Below are 19,084 nucleotides of genomic sequence, written 5' to 3'. Positions count from 1 at the left end.
GGTGGCGCCGGTGGCCAGGGCGCACCCGGCGCGACCGGGGGTGCCGGCGGCCGCGGCGGCGACGCCGTCGTCATCGGCAACGGCGGCAACGGTGGTAACGGCGGCCTGGGCCCGCCCAACGGTAACGGTGGCCTGGGCGGCGCCGGCGGGTCGTTGCTGGGCCAGCCCGGTCTGCCGGGCACCGGGTAGGCGGCGCGGCGCACCGGCGAGCCGTGCGAAGATTTGGCATGACTCTTCGCGAGCGACCAGTGGAGCTGCCTGGGACGCTGCGCAGTCCCGGACAACCGTTCGGGTTGTACGTGCATGTCCCGTTCTGCGTGACCCGGTGCGGGTATTGCGACTTCAACACCTACACCCCGGCCGAGCTCGGCGGCGTCAACCCGGACGCCTGGTTGCTGGCCCTGGGGACGGAACTCGAGCTGGCGGCCGCCCGGCTCGACGCACCCGCGCTGGACACGGTATTCGTCGGCGGCGGGACGCCGTCGCTGCTCGGCGGTGAGCGCCTCACGACGTTGCTCGGCATGGTTCGCGACTGTTTTGCGCTGGCGCCCGACGCCGAGATCACCACCGAGGCGAATCCCGAGTCCACCTGGCCGGAGTTCTTCGACGCGATCAGGGCGGCCGGGTACACGCGGGTATCGCTGGGCATGCAATCGGTGGCGCCGCGGGTGCTGGCCACGTTGGACCGGGTGCACTCGCCCGGCCGGGCCACCGCCGCCGCGCGCGAGGCCATGGACGCTGGCTTCGAACACGTCAACCTCGACCTGATCTACGGCACCCCGGGGGAATCCGACGACGACCTGCTGCGTTCGGTGGAGGCCGCCATCAACGCCGGTGTCGACCACGTTTCGGCCTACGCCCTGGTCGTCGAGGACGGAACGGCGCTGGCCCGGCGCGTGCGGCGCGGTGAGCTGAGCGCCCCGGACGGCGACGTGCTCGCCCATCGTTACGAGTTGGCCGACGCGCGGCTGACCGCGGCCGGGTTGAGCTGGTATGAGGTGTCCAACTGGGCCCGCCCGGGTGGCGAGTGCCGACATAACCTCGGGTACTGGGCCGGTGGCCAGTGGTGGGGCGCCGGTCCCGGTGCGCACGGTTACGTCGGCGCGACGCGATGGTGGAACGTCAAACATCCCAACGCCTACGCGGAGCTGGTGGCGGGTGCGACGCTGCCGGTGGCGGGCTTCGAGCAGCTCGGAGCCGACGCGTTGCACACCGAGGATGTGCTGCTGAGAATCCGGTTGCGTCAGGGGTTACCGGTGGCCCGGCTCGACGCCGCCGAACGCCAGCGCGCCGAAGCCGTACTTGCCGATGGGCTGCTGGCCGTCGAAGGCGACCGGCTGATCCTCACCGACCGGGGACGATTGCTCGCCGACGCCGTGGTGCGCACGCTGTTGGGGTAATCCGTGGTCAGGCGGTGGTATGGAACCACTGCCCGACCATGCGGGCGATCTCGATGTAGAGCGGGATGCCGATCGTGACGTTGTAGGAGAACGTCAAACCCAGCGATGCGGCGAGCGGCAGCGTGGGACTCGCCTCGGGGATCGCCAGCCGCTGTACCGCCGGAACGGCAATGTAGGACGCCGCGCCGCACAGTACCGCGAATAACACGTAGGTGCCCGGCTTGAAGTCGCTATTGGTCAGGTAGGCGTAGGTGTGGGCGACCACGATTCCCAGCGTCGCAAAGAGGTTCGGCGCCAACAGGCCGAAGAAGATGAACCCCCGACCCGCGGTCCTTAGGTCCTTGAGTTTGCGGGATGCCGTCATGCCCATCTCTAGCAGGAACAGCGCCAGTACGCCCTGGAAGGCGGTGACGAAGAAGGTGTCGTCGTCGTGGACGACTTTTTCTCCTTGCAGTCCGCTGATCAGTCCGATGATGATGCCGCCGAGCAGCAGACACAGCCCAGGGTTGAGGAAGACCTCCTGCAGCAGCTCGCGTGAGAACAGGGAGGCCTTGCGGCTGCCTTCCCCGGCTTCCTCCCAATCGGGATGCTCCTGCTTTTCCAGCGAGAGCTCCAACTCCTGCTCGATTCCGCGGTCGTTGACGGCCTCGAGGGTTTCCCCGCGGGCCGGCCGCGCCGCGGTTCCCGGTCCGAGTGAGACCTTGGCCGGGGGGGTGTAGCCCGGCTCGTCGGGCATATACCCGGCCTCGTCCATTCCGCGGTGGCGCAGGCGTGCCACCAGGTAGAGCGCCACCAGGCAGCCGGGAATCTCCATGACAGCCAACATGACCGGCATGTAGGCGTTGAAGGCGATGCCAACGCTGGTCAGCACCGCGACGCAGGTGGCGAAGGTCCCCGCGGAATCCGACCCGTAGTAGCCGGCGACTGTCGCTCGATCGACTCGCCGCATCGAACTCATGCGGCTCAGCAGCAGATAAGCCAGCCCGCCGATCGCGAAGTTCAGGAGAAAGCCCAAAACCATGAATCCGACGATCGTTCCGATGCTGGACGCGCTGATCTTGGCGAGTTCTTCACCGCCATGCCAGCCGATGGCCAGCAGCAAGTACATGGTGAGGCCCTGGTAGATCACATAGGGGAACTCGAACCGCACCTTGAGGATCGGGATCAAGAACCCGAAGTAGAAGAACAGCAGCAGCGGTTTGAAAAGGTTGTGGGTGAAATTCTCCCAGAACTCATGCAGCATTGGCGCCTCCCATGCTTCGTGCCGCGATCCAGGAAGCAACCACCTTCAGCGGAGCGACCGGGAACACCCCAGACAACGCTGAGAATTTAGCGAGGCTGCGGCCGGACCGCTACTCTTGACTCGCGCAAAGCCCCTGGATTCGCGGTATTTCCGGGCACCCGGCGACCCCCGGTACCGCCATGTGGCAGTCGGTGGTGCCAATTGTGCTGGCAGTGCGCTGTCAGCGCCCTAATGGCGTGAGTTCAATGTGAATCAGCTGCTAGTATGCTGTGAAATCCTGATCGGGCCGTCAGCGCGCGGAAGAAATCAGTGACGGCCGGACACCAATGTCCCGCTTGCGGTGGGTCACCGTCCGCCACGCAATGGGCGAGTAATGGGTCGTGGTCTCCTCGAAGCCGTCGACCTTGCATACCGTAAGCACGCCGGTGTCCTGGTTGATCGAGAGCTCCTCGCTTTCACCATGGACTTCTTCGCCGTCCGCGAGATGGATCACGAACATGTGCTGGTCCCTCCTCGTGCTTGCCTGCGGATGGGCATACGACTGTCGCCGGCTGACAGGCAGCCGGTTAGGCAGTGATGCTAGGAGAGTCGCGCGCACAGCGATCTGTCGTCATGTGACCGACAAGTAAATGGTTGGTAAACGTTTGGAGTTTCCTGCGTCTGGCGTGAGCACTGGTGAGCTGCCGGGAACGACCGGCCATCCGGCGGCAGCCTGCGGAAGAAGTCGGAAACTCGGTCCGGCCGGGTACCGCCACCGCGGCCCGATGATGCCATCAAGTATGCCCCGACAGCGATCGACTCACGGTGAGCCCTAGTGCGGAGGGCATCTGCGCGACAAGGTCGCAGAACGCATTTAGTAGGTTAGGCTACATTTACTAATGCCGCGGAGGGGAGCATCGCGATCAGTACTGCCAGTACCGCTGAAGTGTCGATTCCGATGCCGGCCGACCTGGAGCCGGCTGATCTAGCGGCCGAGCTGGCCGCCGCCCTTTGCGAGGCCCCCGGCGAGCAGTACCTGCTCTACGAATACAACGGGCAATGGGTCCTGGCCTTGGGCGTGCAGGCGATGGTGGAGCTGGACAGCGACGAGCTGCGGGTGATCCACAACGGCACCGCTCGCCGACAAGCCTGGTCGGGGCGGCCGGCGTCGGTACTGGGCGAAGCCATCGACCGGTTGCTGTTGGAGACCGACCAGGTCTTCGGCTGGATCGCCTTCGAATTCGGTGTCTACCGGTACGGGCTGCAGCAGCGGCTGGCGCCCCGCACGCCGTTGGCCCGGGTATTTTGGCCCGGCAGCCGCATCGTGATGACCAGGACCGAGATTTGCTTCGTCGGGGCCGGGGCGCACCATCGCCAGGTGGTGCACCGGTTACTGCGCGACGGGATAGCTGGCGTGCCGCAGTCCCGCGCAGTCGACTTGTCCGCCGACCCGTCCGGATTTCGCGACCGGGTGGCCACGGCCCGCCGCGAGATCTTGGCCGGCCGGTATCGCAAGGTGATCCTATCCCGTTGTGTCGACGTGCCTTTCGAGCTCGACTTCCCGTCGACCTATCGTCTGGCGCGTCGGCACAACACTCCGGTGCGATCGTTCATGTTTCAGCTTGGCGGAATTCGGGCGCTCGGCTTCAGCCCGGAACTTGTCATGTGCGTTCAGCCCGACGGCGCCGTCGTCACCGAGCCACTGGCCGGCACACGTGCGCTGGGCCGGGGCGTCGCAGACGACATGCAAGCCCGCCGCGACCTGGAGTCCAACGCCAAAGAGATTGTCGAGCACGCTATTTCGGTACGCACGTCATTTCGGGAGATCGCCCAGATCGCGAAACCGGGAACCGCGGCCGTCACCGATTTCATGACGGTGCGCGAGCGCGGCAGTGTGCAACACCTCGGCTCGACGATCAGTGCGCGACTAGACCCAGCGCGCGATCGGATGGATGCCCTGGAAGCCCTTTTTCCTGCCGTAACAGCGTCGGGAATTCCCAAAGCGGGCGGAGTCGAAGCCATCTTGCGTCTCGACGAAGGTCCGCGCGGATTGTATTCGGGTTCGGTCGTGATGTTCTCCGCAAACGGCGGCCTCGATGCCGCGCTGACGTTGCGGGCGGCCTATGAACGGGACGGGCGCACCTGGCTGCAAGCCGGCGCCGGGATCATCGAGGCGTCGCTACCCGAGCGGGAATTCGAAGAGACCTGCGAGAAGCTGTCTGCGTTGGCGCCCTACCTGGTTGAACGTCAGTAGCCGGCGCCGCAGTCCGGTTCGGCCGGACGAATCTACGTGCGCGGTGATCAGCAACACATCTTCACAGGGACTTTCGGCCCTAGCGGCTCGAAAGGCAGCCGGGGACGCTTCGACTGAAGCGATCAGTTCGACTGCTGTTCGAGCCGAAGAAGAAAGCGGGGTCGCTGCGGGGTGTACGCGCTCAAGCCGTGGTCGGTGCGAGAATTCCCCGATCTCACAGTGCTTTCCGGCCCACGGGTGTCGGCTTCGCAAGGTGAGTACGTGGCGCGGTCGGTGGGGCGGGTGCTGGCCCATCACGAGATCTCCGGAGGCGCTCGGGTTCGGCTGAAAACCGGAGCCTGTGGTCGCGGGCCGTTGATCATGCAGGTGAACCTGCGCGTCGGCGAGCTACCAGCGCGGGTGCTTGCCGTCACCACGGGTATCGACGACCTGACGCCGGCATTACTGCGACTGGATCGTCATATCGCGCGGATGTACGGCCAGTGGCGACCTCGTCCCTGGCCCGATCCGACCCGCAGGCTCTTGACCATCGCCACCGGGGCCGTCGTGGTACGCCGGAAATCGGTGGTGCCGCAGCGCACCACGCCGTTGGAGGCGGTGGCGGTGATGGATGCCATGGACTACGACGCGCACCTGTTCACCGACGTGGAGACGGGCGAGGACGCGGTGGTGTACCGGGCGGGTCCCTCGGGGCTACGGCTGGCTCGCCAACGACACGTGTATCCCCCGGGATGGGCGTGGTCGTCGAGCACGTCAGAGCCGGTGGTGCCGCTGATCGTGAATTCCCGCCTGACGCCGTGTCTCACCGAGGACGCGGCAGTGCACCGCGCCGGTGAACACCGGCTCCAGCTGCTGTTTTTCACCGACCCGGCCACCGGTCGCGGCAACCTGCTCTACCCGCGCTACGACGGCAACCTCGGATTGATCACTGCGTTCCAGCGTGTCTAACTTGCATGTAACCGGGGTTCACAGATATATTCACTGTTACTGAACGACACACATAGCTGGGAGACCTCTCATGCCGAAGGAAATGACCAACCTGCAGCTACTTCATGAACTTGAGCCCGTGGTGGAGCAGCTGCTCAACCGCCACCTCTCGATGTTCAAGGAGTGGAACCCGCACGACTACATTCCTTGGTCGGACGGCAAGAATTTCTATGCCCTCGACGGCCAGGACTGGGAGCCCGGACAAAGCCAGCTCTCCGATGTGGCCCAGGTAGCGATGGTCCAGAACCTGTTGACGGAGGACAACTTACCGTCTTACCACCGCGAGATCGCGATGAACTTCAGCATGGATGGACCCTGGGGGCAGTGGGTCAACCGGTGGACCGCCGAGGAGAACCGGCACAGCACTGCGTTGCGTGACTACTTGGTGGTGACCCGCGCGGTGGATCCGGTCGAGCTGGAGAAGCTTCGCATGGAGCAAATGACACGGGGCTTCAGCCCGGGCCAGAACCACCAGGGCGATATGTTTGCTGAGAGTGTCTTCGACTCGGTGATGTATGTCTCGTTCCAGGAGCTGGCGACCCGCGTCTCGCATCGCAACACCGGTAAGGCCAGCAACGACACCATCGCGGAGCAGTTGATGGCCAGGGTGTCGCACGACGAGAACCTGCACATGATCTTCTACCGGGACGTCAGCGCAGCCGGACTCGACATTGCGCCCAACCAGGCGATCAAGTCGGTGCACCGGATTCTGCGGAACTTCAAGATGCCGGGCTTCACGGTGCCGGAGTTCCGCCGCAAGGCCGTGATCATCGCCGTCGGCGGCGTCTATGACCCGCGCATCCACCTCGACGAGGTGGTCATGCCGGTGTTGCGGAAGTGGCGGATTTTCGAACGCGAGGACTTCACCGGCGAGGGTGCGTGGATGCGCGACGATCTTGCCGTGCTGATCAAGGAGCTCGAGGAGGCCAGCGACAAGTTCGAGGACTCCAAACAGCGCTACCTCGAGCGCGAGGCTCGCAGGGCCGAGAAGATCACCGCTGACCGCGTGCTCAAGACCGCGGGGACGTTGACGCTCAGCCGACGCTGAGCATGCCTGCGCTGTGGACGGTCAGGGGATGGTCGTCCGCGAGATCCGGCCAACGGCCCGAGTATACGTGCCGGGCGCCAGGCGTTTGACGTTCCAGCCGATCTTGGCATCCAGCTGGGGCAGGCAGTAGAGGTCGCCCCGGTCGTGGGCGTCCAAGCACACGCGCGCCACCTTCGCGGCCGAAAATCCGGTCCAGCGCATCAGTTTGGCGGCACGTTCGCTGGATTGTTCGCTGATACGGCCGGATTCGACGATGTTGGTCTTGACGAAGGTCGGACACAGCACCGTGACCTTGATTGCGGTGCCCGATAATTCGGCCGCCAGGGTCTCTGACAGGGAGAGCACGCCAGCCTTGCTGACGTTGTATGCCGCCATGCCGGGAGCTGCGGCGAACGCCGCCGCCGAGGCGACGTTGATGATGCCCCGCGGGGTTCGTGACGGCTCGGCGGCGCGCAGGATAGGAGTGAATACGTGGCAGCCGTGGATGGGTCCCCACAGATTGACGCCCAGCACCCACTTCCAATCATCCAGGGGCACTTCGCCGACGGGCGCGCCGCCGGCCCCAACGCCGGCGTTGTTGATCACCAGCGTGGGCGCCGCATCGAACCAGGATTGCGACTGTTCGGCCAACGAACACACGTCGTCCACGCGGGACACGTCGCAGCGGATCGCAGTGGCTTTCGCACCCCGTTCGGTGAGCATCGCGGCCGTCTTGTGGGCGGCTATTTCGTCGACGTCACTGCAGACCACCGCGCTGCCGCGGCGGCCGAGTTCGACCGCGAACGCGGCGCCGATCCCACTGCCGGCGCCGGTAACCACGGCCAAGGCCCCGTGCGTGGTGGCCCTCGACCTGTTCAGCAGCCTGCCCACAGGCCCCAACACTTCAGCCTGCCTCGGCAGCGTCATTGTCCTGCAATGAATTTACGATGAATTCGCAGGCGTATCCCATGGCCTTCGCTGCTTCCGGCGCCATTCGCGGGAGCGCCTGGAATACGTGCATCTGGTCGGGCCATACCTGTAGGTCGCAACTGCCACCGGCGGCGCGGATGTCGGCGGCGAGTTGACGCGCGTCGGCCTCCAGAATTTCGGCCGCACCAGCCTGGATCAGGGTGTTCGGTAGCACCGGTCCGCCGGCGACGTCGAGGGTCAGGCGGTGATGGGTGGGATCGATGCCGGCGTAGTACAGGCTGACCACCCGGGCCGCCGCGGCCGCCCGGACAGCGGGATCTGGGCGTAACTGTTCGCGAGCGGCCGAGATCGTGAACGTAAGGTCGATCAGCGGCGAAAACAACACCAGTGACGCCGGTGGATTCGCGGCCACATCCCGTTGCAGCAACATGTCCACCGATAGGTGGCCACCAGCCGAATCGGCAACCACCACAATGCGTTCCGGCGGCAGGCCGGACGCCTCCGGTAGCCAGTCCCAGCCGGCACGAACGTCGTCGGCGGCAGTGGGGAAGCGGTAGCGCGGCGCCAATCGGTAATCGACGCAGAACACCGGCAGGCCGGTCAGTGACGACAGCCATGACGTCAGCCGCCGGTGTGTCCGGGGTGAACACATGGTGTAGCCGCTGCCGTGCACGTAGTAGATCACCCCGGCGGTGCCGGCCGACGAGCGGTGCGTCGCCTCCATGTGCGGTCCGAACACCCATTCACCACGGACCCGACGGCCGTCCGCCAGAACGGAATTCACGTGTTCGACCCGGGTACCCGCCAGAGATGGCCCGAAGGTGCCCAAGAGTCTGGCGATAAGCTGGCGCGTCAGCCACATTCCCCATGCTCGCTCCGGCGGTATCGCGCCGGTGATCGCCGGCATGATCGCCGTGCTCACCGCCACCGCGGTGCGGGAGCGTAACGACCCGCGCGCCGGAACGACGTCCATCATGGCACGCGAGTCAATATCAAACGGCGACATTAGTCAATGGTAAGTTTCGGGGAAAAATTCATGGATCGGCGAGGGAGTGGCGCCGGGTGAGGGCCTGACGCGCGATCGCCTTCTTGTCGATCTTCCCGACCGCCGTGGTGGGCAGTGATGCCAGCGGCAAAAGCATGTCCAGGCGGGCGTGTACCGCCACGCCGCGCTCGTCGAGGTGGCCGTTCAGTTCCGCAATTGTGATCGGAGTACCAGCGAAAACTACCGCCGCGCAGATCTTTTCGCCTAGATCCGGGTCGGGGACCGGGACCGCGGCGACGGACCCGATCGCCGGGTGGCTCAACAGATGCTCTTCGATGTCCTGGGCCGCGACGGTCTCCCCGCACCGGCAGATGACGTCTTTGGCCCGACCGGTGACCACGAGGTAGCCGTCGTCACGAAGGCGCACCAGGTCACCGCTGCGATAGAACCCGTCCGAATCGAAGCAGCGTTGGTTATCCTGCTCGGCGCAAAAGTAGCCGTTGATTGTGTACGGACCGCGCACCAGAAGTTCGCCGACTTCACCGGGTGCCACCGGCTGGCTCTCGACGTCGGCAATCCGCAGTTCATCGGCGGCCGACAGGGGCCGCCCCTGAGTGTGCTCAACCACGTCCGGTGGATCGTCGAGGCGGGTGAAGTTCAACAGCCCCTCTGCCATCCCGAATACCTGCTGTAGGCCCGGGCTCAACATCGATCGCACCCGGCGAGCGTCTTCAGGCTCAAGCTTGGCACCACCGACTTGCAAGAGCCGCAACGTCTTTGGCGTCACAGGTTCCCACTCGCAGGCTTGGGCCCACAGCTTGGCCAGCGCCGGCACGAGCGCGGTGACGGTCACACCGTACCGTTCGATCGTGGCGAACGCGGCCTCCGGGCTGGGATCGGTGCTGAAAACGACGGTGGCGCCGACAGACAACGCGCCGAGAATGCCGGGGCAGGCCAGCGGGAAGTTGTGCGCTGCCGGCAGTGACACGAGATACACGTCATCGCATGTCAAGCCGCACAGCTCGGCACTCGCGGTGGCGTTATAGACGTAGTCGTCGTGAGTACGGGGGATCAGCTTCGGTATGCCGGTGGTACCGCCTGACACGAGCAGCAATGCAGGAGAGGCGGTGTCGACCACATTCTTCGGCGGGTTGCCGGTGGGCAACCCTGACCAGGAGATAAATGGGCCAGGATCTCCGTCGACGATGACATGGCGCAGTCGCGGATGTGCGACAGCAAGCTGCTCGGCGATGGTGCGATAGTCGTAACCGCCGGCCGTCTCGGGGATGACGAACCCGACCGCATCGCTTACCTTGGCGAAGCGAGTCAGTTCTGCCGACCGATGCCCGGGCAGACACATCACCGGAATCACCCCGGCACGCAGCAAGCCGAAAAACGCGACGGCGAACTGGCGCGTATTCGGCAACTGCAGCAACACCCGGTCGGCGGGCGCGATCCCGACGCCGGCTATGCCCGCGGCGGCCCGGTCCGCCAGTCCGTCGAGTTCGGAGTAGGTGTGGCTGCCTGAGTCATCGACCACGGCAACACGGTCCGGCCATGTCGACGCGGCCCGCCGTAACAGCGCATCAACTGTGTGACCGCTCCAGTACCCGCTTTCCCGGTATCTTGCTGCCCGTTCTGGAGGAAAGGGGACGAAGCCGGCGAGCGACGCCGGTTGCGGCGGCTGGACAGAAGTGACTGGCACGTGATGCCCCCTGGGTCGAACGTGTCCTGCCCTTTAGACGTAGGGTAGCGTAGCACGAAGTTAGGGCAGCCTGGGCTAAGCGGCGGAGGTGGTGTGGTGGGCGGCGCATCACTCGCCGGCGTGCGGACGGACTCGGAATGCCGCAATTGTCCCCACCCTTCAGCGCGGTCGGCGGGTCCGCGATGACCAGGACGCTCGCGGTGGTCGGGGCGGGCGCGAAGGCGGTCGCTGTGGCCGCGAAGGCCGCGACGCTGCGGGAAATGGGCATCGAGGTGGGCGACGTCGTTGCCGTCGAACGCGCCGGTGTGGCAGCTAACTGGCGAGCCGGCGGCGGCTGGACCGACGGTCGGCAGCGGTTGGGCACCAGCCCGGAAAAGGATGTTGGCTTCCCGTATCGGTCGACGGTGGTTCCAGGTCGCAATGCCGAACTCGACGAACGAATGATGCGGTTTAGCTGGCAGTCATACCTGGTTGCCACCGACCAACTTGTGGGCTGGATCGACCGGGGTAGGCCGGCGCCCACCCACGACAGCTGGGCTCGGTATCTGCGCTGGGTTGCCGACGCGGTGGGGCTGAAAGTCGTTCGCGGCGAGATGGTTCACCTGTCGGTAGCCGGATTGCGCTGGGTCGTGCAGACACCCGACACGACCGTGTCGGCTGATTCGGTGATGATCACCGGTCCGGGTCAGCCGCAGCGGTCGATGCTCCCCGGGGACCCGCGGATGTTGTCGATCGCGCAGTTCTGGCAGCGCACCGCGGGTGACAACCGGATCGTTGCCGACGAAGTCGCGGTCATCGGGGGCGGGGAGACTGCCGCCTCGATACTCAACGAGCTTTTCCACCATCGGGTTTCAACGATTACCGCGATCTCGCCACAAGCGACGCTGTTTACCCGCGGCGAGGGGTTCTTCGAGAATTCGCTGTTTTCCGATCCCACGCAGTGGTGCAGCCTGACCCGTGCCGAACGGCGCGACTACATTGCTCGCACCGACCGCGGGGTGTTTTCCGCGCGGGCGCAGGAGCTACTGCTTGCCGACGAAAGAATCAGGCATTTGCGGGGGCGGGTGGCCGATGCGCAAAATCGCGCCGGGCGTATCCGGATCACAGTGCACACCGACCGGCCGCAGCTGGCGGACCGGGGTGGCCGTGCCCCGGCGGGAGTGACCACCGCCGGGTCGTGCCACAGCGCTCCTGGCGACGAATTGTCCGCGACCGTACACGATTTCGATCTCGTCGTGGATGGATCGGGGGCCGACCCGCTGTGGTTCCTGCCGCTGCTGGATCAGGATGCCGTGGACATGCTCGAGTTGGAACTGGGCGGCCCGCTGACGAGTGACCGTCTCGAGGAATCCATCGGGCATGACCTTGCTGTCCAGGGGCTGCATCCGAAACTATTCCTGCCCAACCTATCCGGCTTCAATGAGGGGCCGGGATTTCCGAACCTGAGCTGCCTGGGACTGCTTGCCGACCGGGTGCTGGGCGCCGAAATCGGTGTCAGCGATGCGTCACGGGGACGAAGCGGTGAATATCAATCCGTGTGACGCAGACACGGCCATGAGCGCGCAGCGCGTGCCGGAAGTGACGGCCGGCTAGGGGCCTGCGCTGATCTGGTTTCCGGGATCTATGGAGTTTGGCTGCGGCAGTCCTGCCTGTCACAGTGTTCTCTGGCCGGGGTGATACCCGATTTGCCTGGCGCACTCGGAAATTCATGGTGACCACGAATGTGGCTGGTCAACGATGTTCTTGGTGCGCAGCCGTGGATGCCTGGCTCAGTTTCGAGCACCTTGGCTCTGTTTTGGCACGTCGATACGGCTGCTTAACTCAAACCGCTTGTGATGGTAGGCGTTCGGGAGATGTCTTACGCGCTCACCGAACCGGCTGTCATGCCGGCTGTATCGAGTGTGCGGTGAGGGCTTTGACTGTGTATGTAGGGCGGGAGTTTGACGTTCGGACCGCCCTGACGGCTTACTCGAGGCCGCCAGTGCACACTCGACGCCGCCTGCCGCCAGCCGCCAATCCAACCACACCAGCAGGCGACGTCCATCTGCCCACATCGGGGCACAGCCCACGACCGATTTCAGCGACAAGCCAAGGAGGGCAACGGATTGTGGCTGTGTAGCGGGCATGACGGGTACCCGTCGGCTCCAGCCATGGCACGACATCAGCGCTGCCTTGAGCGACATCAGCACCGCATTAGAGTGACAGATCCGTTGGGTGGCAGGGCTTTTCGCCGCCGGGTCAGCACGACGTGACGGAACTAGCGTAACGTGGCCAGAATATCGTCGATCGACGCTCCGCCAAGCAGATCGGAGACCTCGAGTTCGTGATCGAACTCCGCCTTGACGCGGCGACGCAATTCCAGCGCTTGCAACGAATCCAGGCCGAGCGCGACCATCGGAACCGTGGTGTCGATCTCCTCGACGTCGTCGACGCCGATCGCGCCCGCCAGCAGTTTTAGCAACCGGTGGATAGCACCCGTCGCAGTGTCATCCCGCGTCGAGTTACCCACCGTCACGTGCGAAGTCAGCTGTGACAACAACCCGCCGTGGCCGCAGGCCTGCAATACCGAGGTCGCACGCTCCGCGTCGAACGCGGCAACGATCGCATTCCCGCGAAGTCGACCCATCCCCAGTGCCAGCGCATCGGAGGCGGACATCGGCAGCAGACCGGTGAAAGCCAGCTTCGCCATCCCGGAGTCGGCGGCAGCGGAAGCGACATGCCACTGGCCCCACTGAACCGACACGCAATCCAGGCCCTCGGATCTGAGCCGGTGCGCCATGGCGTCGAGCATTCGGTTGGATGCGGCATAAACGATCAGGCCCCGACCCCCGACGGTCGCCGCTACCGACGAGCACAGCAGAATGCGGCAGTCGGCGGTCCGCGGAATCGTCTCCAGTACCATCGACATGCCGACCACCTTGGCGCGCAACGCCTTTTCGGCCTTCTCGACCGTGATGTCCGCAAGCTCCATGCCCGAATACTGGACGGCGGCGTGGACGATGAGATCCGCGGGTGTGTCCTGAGCGGCCGTCGCCAGTCGGAGCACTGCCGCCGGGTCACCGACGTCGCACGCGGCGGCCTCGATGTGCGCCGATGTGGCAGACCGGATCTGCTGTAACCGGTTTGCCACCGCCGCGGTCTCACCGGATCTGCTGACCAGCGTGATCCGTCGCGCCCCGCGCCGCGCCAGATGCTCGCAGAAATCGAGTCCGAGGTTTCCGGTCCCGCCGACGATGAGCACGTGCTGTGGTGTGGCGAGGTTCGAATCGGCTACCGGAGCCTCGCTTTCGACGATCCGCTTGGCGTACAGAACACCGTCGCGCAGGGCAAGCGCCGATTCCCGCGCGGTGTGCAGGGCGGCCAGGACCGCGGCCGACGCGTCCGGCAACGGCGACCCGGCAGCCAGATCGAGATGCCGGAAACAAACGCGCGGATGTTCGCAGCCGATACTGCGAAAACCCGAAATTGCGGCCGCATGCACGGGATCCGGTGACGGGTCGTCGGCAACCACCGCCTCGCCGCCTATGGTCACCAGCCAGCAATCGGTGATTGCAGCACTGATTCCCGGCCACCACGTGCGGTCGGAAAAGAATGCCGCAACCGCGGCCGCGGCCGCGGCGAAGTCGAGTTTCGCCGACCGTGGAAGAAGTATCACAAGTGTATCCAGACCCGTCGTCGCAGAACTGTTTCGGCCATCGACGACACGGGCGGTTGCGCCGAGGTCGGCGGCCGCAATGCACAGCGCGGCGGCCTGCTCGGCGCAGCCCCCGCTGTGATCGACTATCCCGATTGCGCGCGGCGCTACCAGCGAGCGCTGGGACAACCGAACCCAATTCTCGGCGAGAAGTCGCGGCGGCGCGATCTGGCCGATCGGGTTGCGCACCGGACCAGATGTGGTTGTCGTTCGCCGAGGACGCTGCGGCAACGTGTCTTGGTAGGGCAGCCACAGTTTGGTCTCGTTCAGCACGGTATTGGGGAAGTCGGGAAGCGGCAGCGCGACGGGGCCGTGCGGCTCGGCGGACAGCTGGTCCCAGGCATAGGCCAGGTCATGCACGGCGACGCGGCCGAGATTTCGGGTGAATTCGCCCAGATCGGTCGCCTCCCTAATCGACGTGCCCACCACCATGGGATCGCGATCGTTGCCGTCGTCGGACGCTGCGGCAAGGTTTTCTTCGATGGCCAGTTGCAGGGACGGATGAACGGCCAGTTCGACGAAGGTGTCGACGCCGCGTGCCACCGCGGCGGCGATCGCCTTGTCGAATCGAACGGTATTGCGCAGGTTCCAGAACCAGTACTGGTCGAGCGGCAGATCTTGGGTGATGGGACCGCCCAGCGTGGCGCCGAGACAGTCGATATCGGTGTCGAGGAACTTCGGATTCCGCAGTTCGCGTCGGGTGGCAGCGCAGAATTCGTCGCCCAGCGCACTGATCACGCTGGTGTGCGCGGGAAATCGGACTTCGATAACCCGGGCGAACATGTCGCGCCGGGAAAAGGTGTCGACGATCATCTGCACTGTTTCCCGATCGCCCGAGATCCCGGCCAGGTTGGGTGAATTGATCACCGACAGCTGCGCCCAGCCCGAACACCGTGCGAGCAGGTCCTCGCAGGCGTCGCGGTCGGCGGCGATGACTGCCATGGCGTAATCACCTGCGGCGAACCCGTCGGCGGCGCGAGCGCGGATCCCGATGATGCTAACCGCGTCCGCCAAGGTGATTGCGCCCGAGACATAAGCCGCGGCTATCTCTCCCTGGCTGTGACCGATGGTGACGTCGGGCGCAACGCCCACTGATCGCCACATCGCGGCCAGGCCGGCCATCTGGGTGAACAACGCGGGCTGGACGGTGATCGCGGAGTTGTCAACCGAAAGGCCCTCGTCGAGAAGGTAATTCAGTGGCGAGGTGCCCAACTGTGCCTGAAATGCCGCGGCGCAGCGATCCACCTCGGCCCGGAACGCGGGCATGGCCTGGTAGAAGAGTCGCCCCATCCCCGGACGTTGGCCCCCCTGCCCGGGAAATACGTAGGCGACCCGCCGGGCCGCGGCGGCGGTTTGGGTGCACACCACCGACGGGTGGTCGCGCCCGTCGACAATCGCCCGCAGCGCGTTGACCAGCTCGTCGCGGTCGGCCGCCATGGCCAGGGCTCGGTGTTTGCGGGCAATCCTGGTCCGGAAAAGCATGTCGGCGATCGCCTGCGGCGCCACCTCGGGATGGTCGGCCACATACGTCAATACCGCGGCGGCCTCCCGCGACACCAGATCAGGGTTATCCGACGTGACCAGGACGGGGATGGCGCCGTCGGGGAGCCGGTAGCCGCGCGATGTCACTTTCTCACTCCCCGTGGTCTACCGGCATGGCGATGATCGCGTGCGCATTGGCGCCGCCGGCGCCGAACGACGAGACGGCGCCGTAGCGGACGCCGTCTCGGGGCTGCCACTGGTGCAGTGTGGTGGCCAGGCGCAGGCCGGTCAGGTTCCAGTCCAGCTTCTTGGTCGGGTTGTCCGAGAACAGCGTTGGCGGAATCCAGCCATGTCGGCCCGCAAGCAGCAGTTTGATCAGTCCGAGGATGCCCGCCGCCGCCTGCGCATGCCCGGCGTTGGACTTGATGGAGCCCAGCAGAGCTTCGGATCCCGCTGCGCCGTAAGTCTTGAAGAGTGCCAGCAATTCCACCGGGTCGCCCGCCAGCGTCGCGGTTCCGTGCCCTTCGATCATTCCCACCTCGGCGGCGTCGATTCCGGCCGCATCGAGCGTCTTGCGGATCACCTGCTCCTGCGCGCGCACCCGCGGCACCAGGATCGGCTTGCCTTTACCGTTGTGGTTGGTGCGGACGCCGAGGATGCGGCCGTAGATCCGGTGACCCAGTTGCCGTGCCCGCGACTCGCGTTCGACGAGAACCATGCCGGCGCCTTCGCCCCACACGGTGCCGCTGGCGTCGTCGGCGTAGGCGCGGCAATGCCCGTCGTCGGCAAGGGCATTGAGCCTTGCGAACTCGAAGAACGCCGCCGGCGCCCCCAGAACGCACACCGCGCCGGCGAGCGCCCATTCGCACTCGTCCATGGCAACCGCGTTGGCCGCCAACTGAAGTGCCGTCAACGACGATCCGCACGCCGAGTCGATACACATCGACGGGCCGGTCAATCCAAGGCAGTGCGAGATCCGGCCCGCTCCGCCGAGTTGTCCCATTCCGACGGTGCGGTGCCCGGTGTAGGCGTCGGCCTGTGCGGTACGCGGGCCGTACTCCGTCATCGACATTCCGACGTAACAGCCGCCGAATTCACCTTCGAGCGTGCCCGGATTGATCCCGGCATTCTCCAGCGCCTGCCACGCCACCCGCATGGCGACGCGTTGCTGGGGATGCATCACCAGGGCCTCCCGATGCGTGATGCCGAAGAAGGGAGGGTCGAATGTCGTTGCACCGTCCAGGAATCCGCCGGCATCGCAGACCCGGCCCCAGCCGTCGTCCCGGGACAGCGAGAGCAGCTCGTCGATCGGCCAGCCGCGATCGCGGGGAAACGGGCCGATCAGCTCTCTCGACTCCGACAGCGCTGACCATAATGCGGCGGGGCTGTCGATTCCCCCGGGCGCCTCCACGGCCATGCCGGAAATGACGATGTGGTCGGCTGCGGTGTCGATCATGACGTCTGCTGGTAGTGCGCGCATGACGCCAGCAGTTGCGCGACGGCGTCGAGGTGATCGTCGAGGAAAAAGTGTCCGCCGTCGAACATGGTGACCTGGATGGTGTCGGTGTGCTTACCCCATCCATACAGATCACCCAAGGTGACAATCGGGTCCCGATCACCCCCGAGCGCGTGAATCGGGGCGCTGATTCTGACGCTCTCAGCGCAGGAGTACGCATCGAAAGCCCGATAGTCGGCTTTGATCACCGGAAGCGCCAACCGCATCAGGTCGCGGTTGCCGTAGACGTCGGAGTCGGTGCCCTCGAGGGTGGCGAGGTGGCTGAGGATCTCCTCGTCATCCGTCGGATGTGAGGGTTTGGCGGCGGCGTGACAAGGGGCCACCGCCGCCGAGACATAAATCTGCCGCACCTGGATGCCCCGAGCGTCGGCGAGTCGGGCGAATTCGAACGAGACCATGGCGCCCAGGCTGTGGCCGAAGGTCACCAGCGGAACGCCGTCGTGGTGCTCCGATGCCGAAAACTCGTCGAACGCTCCGCGCGCGAGGTCGGGGATGGATCCCAACAACGGTTCGGCTGCCCGGTCCTGACGTCCGGGGTACTGGAAGACGATGACCTTGAACGTCGCGCTCAGCGCTTTCGAGAATGCGCGGTAGGCCGATGCCCCGGCGCCGGCATGCGGAAAAACCAGCAGCGGCGGGTTCGCGGGCGCGCCCGGTTGGTGAAATTGCCTGATCCACCCTAGTTTGCGGGGCATGCGCTAGTACCTTCCCGATCGCTTCGCTTCCCGTGGCCCGCGTGGTCCCGCACCATCACCCGGCCAGAAAATCTCGGGCCTCGACGGCCGCTATACCCATGCAACTTAGCGAAGGCTAACATAATCCGCCGGACCTGTGGTTGGTGCCCGGCAAGGCCGGCCGAACCCCGGGTCCGGCCCCGGCCGAGGCCGGCCGGGTCACGAGTCAGGGGAGGCTGGTCCGCAAATGCGCGTCGTGTCGTTCGGTTTTCAGACCTGGGGATACAAGACGCTGCAGGCGCTGATCGATCTGGGTCACGACGTCGTGCTTGCGGTCACGCATCCGGCCAGCGAACAGTCGTATAAGGCCATCTGGTCGGACTCGGTGGAGAAACTCGCGCGAGACCGGGGCATCCCGGTGCACATCACCGAACGGGCTGACGCGGAAACCATCGACGTCGTCAAGCGGGCCGAACCCGACGTGATCGTGGTCAACAGCTGGTACAGCTGGATGCCGCCGGAGCTCTACAGCCTGCCGCCGCACGGCACACTGAACCTTCACGATTCGCTGCTGCCGAAGTTCACCGGGTTTTCCCCGGTGCTCTGGGCGCTGATCAGCGGCGAGTCCGAGTTCGGGTTGACCGTGCACCGGATGGACGACGGTTTCGACACCGGCGACATCCTGATCCAGCGTTCTCTGCCGATCGGGCCCACCGATACCGCGACGGAGCTGGTCACCCGCGGCATGGATTTGATCCCCGGTGCGCTGCGGGACGCGCTTCACGCGCTGGAGTCGGGCACCGCCGTCTGGCGGCCGCAGAACAAGGCCGAACGGACGTACTTCCACAAACGCGCCGAGCGCGACAGCCTGATCGACTGGACCTGGCCGGCCGAGGACCTGGAGCGGTTCGTGCGGGCACTGTCGGACCCGTATCCGCGCGCGTTCAGCTACTACCGGGGCGAACGCATCGAAGTGCTCGAGGCTCAGGTTTCACAGGCCCGTTACGGTGGTACGCCTGGCCGGGTGATCGTGCAGGAGGGCGGCGGCGCGGTGGTGTCGGGGCCCAACGCGTATCGCGGAGCCAACCGGGGTCTGGTCATCACCGCGGTGCGCGACGCCGCCGGGGCCGAGCACTTTGGGGAGGAGTTCTTTTGCCGCGGTGGCTATTTGAGCAGTCAGGCTTGACTTCCGATTCCGGCGAACCGAA

At 65.5% G+C, this 19,084-nt stretch carries 14 protein-coding genes and 1 pseudogene; 7 read left to right on the top strand and 8 right to left on the bottom strand.

The window, feature by feature from the left end; translation table 11 throughout:
• A pseudogene (locus tag B4U45_RS04870) lies at positions 1-189 on the top strand (PE domain-containing protein); the annotation flags it as partial.
• Positions 190-227: 38 nt separating this feature from the next.
• Positions 228-1,400 carry a radical SAM family heme chaperone HemW gene (hemW, locus tag B4U45_RS04865; protein WP_099225071.1) on the top strand — a complete coding sequence of 391 codons (1,173 nt, stop codon included), beginning with the start codon at positions 228-230 and terminating at the stop codon, positions 1,398-1,400.
• 7 nt (positions 1,401-1,407) lie between these two features.
• Here hemW and B4U45_RS04860 read toward each other — a convergent pair whose 3' ends face one another.
• Together B4U45_RS04860 and B4U45_RS04855 are read right to left on the bottom strand one after the other, a co-directional pair.
• The gene (locus tag B4U45_RS04860) at positions 1,408-2,643 is read right to left on the bottom strand and encodes a sodium-dependent bicarbonate transport family permease (protein WP_075548069.1); all 1,236 of its coding nucleotides are present in this window, start codon (positions 2,641-2,643) and stop codon (positions 1,408-1,410) included.
• A 289-nt stretch (positions 2,644-2,932) separates the two neighbouring features.
• Positions 2,933-3,142 (bottom strand): hypothetical protein, encoded by a 210-nt coding sequence (locus B4U45_RS04855; RefSeq protein WP_023365698.1) that lies wholly within the window; start codon positions 3,140-3,142, stop codon positions 2,933-2,935.
• A 438-nt stretch (positions 3,143-3,580) separates the two neighbouring features.
• Between B4U45_RS04855 and B4U45_RS04850 the strand changes: the two genes are divergently transcribed.
• From B4U45_RS04850 to B4U45_RS04840, 3 genes are all read left to right on the top strand, one after another.
• Positions 3,581-4,876, top strand: coding sequence for a salicylate synthase (locus B4U45_RS04850; protein ID WP_075548068.1), 1,296 nt, complete (start codon positions 3,581-3,583; stop codon positions 4,874-4,876).
• A 261-nt stretch (positions 4,877-5,137) separates the two neighbouring features.
• Positions 5,138-5,824: a sigma 54 modulation/S30EA ribosomal C-terminal domain-containing protein gene (locus tag B4U45_RS04845; protein WP_306770976.1), complete on the top strand. Its 687-nt coding sequence runs from the start codon at positions 5,138-5,140 to the stop codon at positions 5,822-5,824.
• A gap of 70 nt (positions 5,825-5,894) precedes the next feature.
• On the top strand, positions 5,895-6,911 hold the full coding sequence (locus B4U45_RS04840) for an acyl-ACP desaturase (RefSeq protein WP_075548066.1): 1,017 nt from the start codon (positions 5,895-5,897) through the stop codon (positions 6,909-6,911).
• 21 nt (positions 6,912-6,932) lie between these two features.
• Here the strand turns inward: B4U45_RS04840 and B4U45_RS04835 are convergent, their stop codons facing one another.
• From B4U45_RS04835 to B4U45_RS04825, 3 genes are read right to left on the bottom strand one after another with little or no spacing between them, the layout of a single operon-like run.
• Positions 6,933-7,817, bottom strand: coding sequence for an SDR family NAD(P)-dependent oxidoreductase (locus B4U45_RS04835; protein ID WP_075548065.1), 885 nt, complete (start codon positions 7,815-7,817; stop codon positions 6,933-6,935).
• Positions 7,795-8,796: an alpha/beta hydrolase gene (locus B4U45_RS04830; protein ID WP_075548076.1), complete on the bottom strand. Its 1,002-nt coding sequence runs from the start codon at positions 8,794-8,796 to the stop codon at positions 7,795-7,797. The genes B4U45_RS04835 and B4U45_RS04830 overlap by 23 nt, the downstream gene beginning before the upstream one ends.
• 58 nt (positions 8,797-8,854) lie before the next feature.
• Complete coding sequence (locus B4U45_RS04825) at positions 8,855-10,510, bottom strand: (2,3-dihydroxybenzoyl)adenylate synthase (protein WP_083154392.1); 1,656 nt, start codon at positions 10,508-10,510, stop codon at positions 8,855-8,857.
• A gap of 182 nt (positions 10,511-10,692) precedes the next feature.
• On the opposite strand from B4U45_RS04825, the gene mbtG reads away from it, so the two are divergent.
• On the top strand, positions 10,693-12,051 hold the full coding sequence (gene mbtG / locus B4U45_RS04820) for an NADPH-dependent L-lysine N(6)-monooxygenase MbtG (protein WP_075548063.1): 1,359 nt from the start codon (positions 10,693-10,695) through the stop codon (positions 12,049-12,051).
• Between the two features lie 716 nt (positions 12,052-12,767).
• Here mbtG and nbtC read toward each other — a convergent pair.
• From nbtC to B4U45_RS04805, 3 genes are read right to left on the bottom strand one after another with little or no spacing between them, the layout of a single operon-like run.
• Entirely contained in the window at positions 12,768-15,833 is a 3,066-nt protein-coding gene (gene nbtC / locus B4U45_RS04815) for a nocobactin polyketide synthase NbtC (RefSeq protein ID WP_099225079.1), read from the bottom strand.
• 4 nt (positions 15,834-15,837) lie between these two features.
• The gene (locus B4U45_RS04810; RefSeq protein ID WP_075548061.1) at positions 15,838-17,142 is read right to left on the bottom strand and encodes a beta-ketoacyl [acyl carrier protein] synthase domain-containing protein; all 1,305 of its coding nucleotides are present in this window, start codon (positions 17,140-17,142) and stop codon (positions 15,838-15,840) included.
• The gene (locus B4U45_RS04805; protein ID WP_075548060.1) at positions 17,139-17,897 is read right to left on the bottom strand and encodes a thioesterase II family protein; all 759 of its coding nucleotides are present in this window, start codon (positions 17,895-17,897) and stop codon (positions 17,139-17,141) included. The genes B4U45_RS04810 and B4U45_RS04805 overlap by 4 nt, the downstream gene beginning before the upstream one ends.
• Positions 17,898-18,123: 226 nt before the next feature.
• Between B4U45_RS04805 and B4U45_RS04800 the strand changes: the two genes are divergently transcribed.
• Positions 18,124-19,062, top strand: a complete 939-nt coding sequence (locus B4U45_RS04800) for a methionyl-tRNA formyltransferase (protein WP_075548059.1) — start codon at positions 18,124-18,126, stop codon at positions 19,060-19,062.
• Positions 19,063-19,084: the final 22 nt, after the last annotated feature.

The organism is Mycobacterium persicum (genome assembly GCF_002086915.1).
GTDB lineage: Bacteria > Actinomycetota > Actinomycetes > Mycobacteriales > Mycobacteriaceae > Mycobacterium > Mycobacterium persicum.
This window is presented reverse-complemented; position numbering and strand designations above follow the sequence as displayed.

Excerpts from the sequence above, each read along its gene's own strand:
- hemW (WP_099225071.1), top strand. The coding sequence starts at position 228 with ATGACTCTTCGCGAGCGACCAGTGGAGCTGCCTGGGACGCTGCGCAGT.
- B4U45_RS04860 (WP_075548069.1), bottom strand. The coding sequence starts at position 2,643 with ATGCTGCATGAGTTCTGGGAGAATTTCACCCACAACCTTTTCAAACCG.
- B4U45_RS04855 (WP_023365698.1), bottom strand. The coding sequence starts at position 3,142 with ATGTTCGTGATCCATCTCGCGGACGGCGAAGAAGTCCATGGTGAAAGC.
- B4U45_RS04850 (WP_075548068.1), top strand. The coding sequence starts at position 3,581 with ATGCCGGCCGACCTGGAGCCGGCTGATCTAGCGGCCGAGCTGGCCGCC.
- B4U45_RS04840 (WP_075548066.1), top strand. The coding sequence starts at position 5,895 with ATGCCGAAGGAAATGACCAACCTGCAGCTACTTCATGAACTTGAGCCC.
- B4U45_RS04835 (WP_075548065.1), bottom strand. The coding sequence starts at position 7,817 with ATGACGCTGCCGAGGCAGGCTGAAGTGTTGGGGCCTGTGGGCAGGCTG.
- B4U45_RS04830 (WP_075548076.1), bottom strand. The coding sequence starts at position 8,796 with ATGATGGACGTCGTTCCGGCGCGCGGGTCGTTACGCTCCCGCACCGCG.
- mbtG (WP_075548063.1), top strand. The coding sequence starts at position 10,693 with ATGACCAGGACGCTCGCGGTGGTCGGGGCGGGCGCGAAGGCGGTCGCT.
- B4U45_RS04810 (WP_075548061.1), bottom strand. The coding sequence starts at position 17,142 with ATGATCGACACCGCAGCCGACCACATCGTCATTTCCGGCATGGCCGTG.
- B4U45_RS04805 (WP_075548060.1), bottom strand. The coding sequence starts at position 17,897 with ATGCCCCGCAAACTAGGGTGGATCAGGCAATTTCACCAACCGGGCGCG.
- B4U45_RS04800 (WP_075548059.1), top strand. The coding sequence starts at position 18,124 with ATGCGCGTCGTGTCGTTCGGTTTTCAGACCTGGGGATACAAGACGCTG.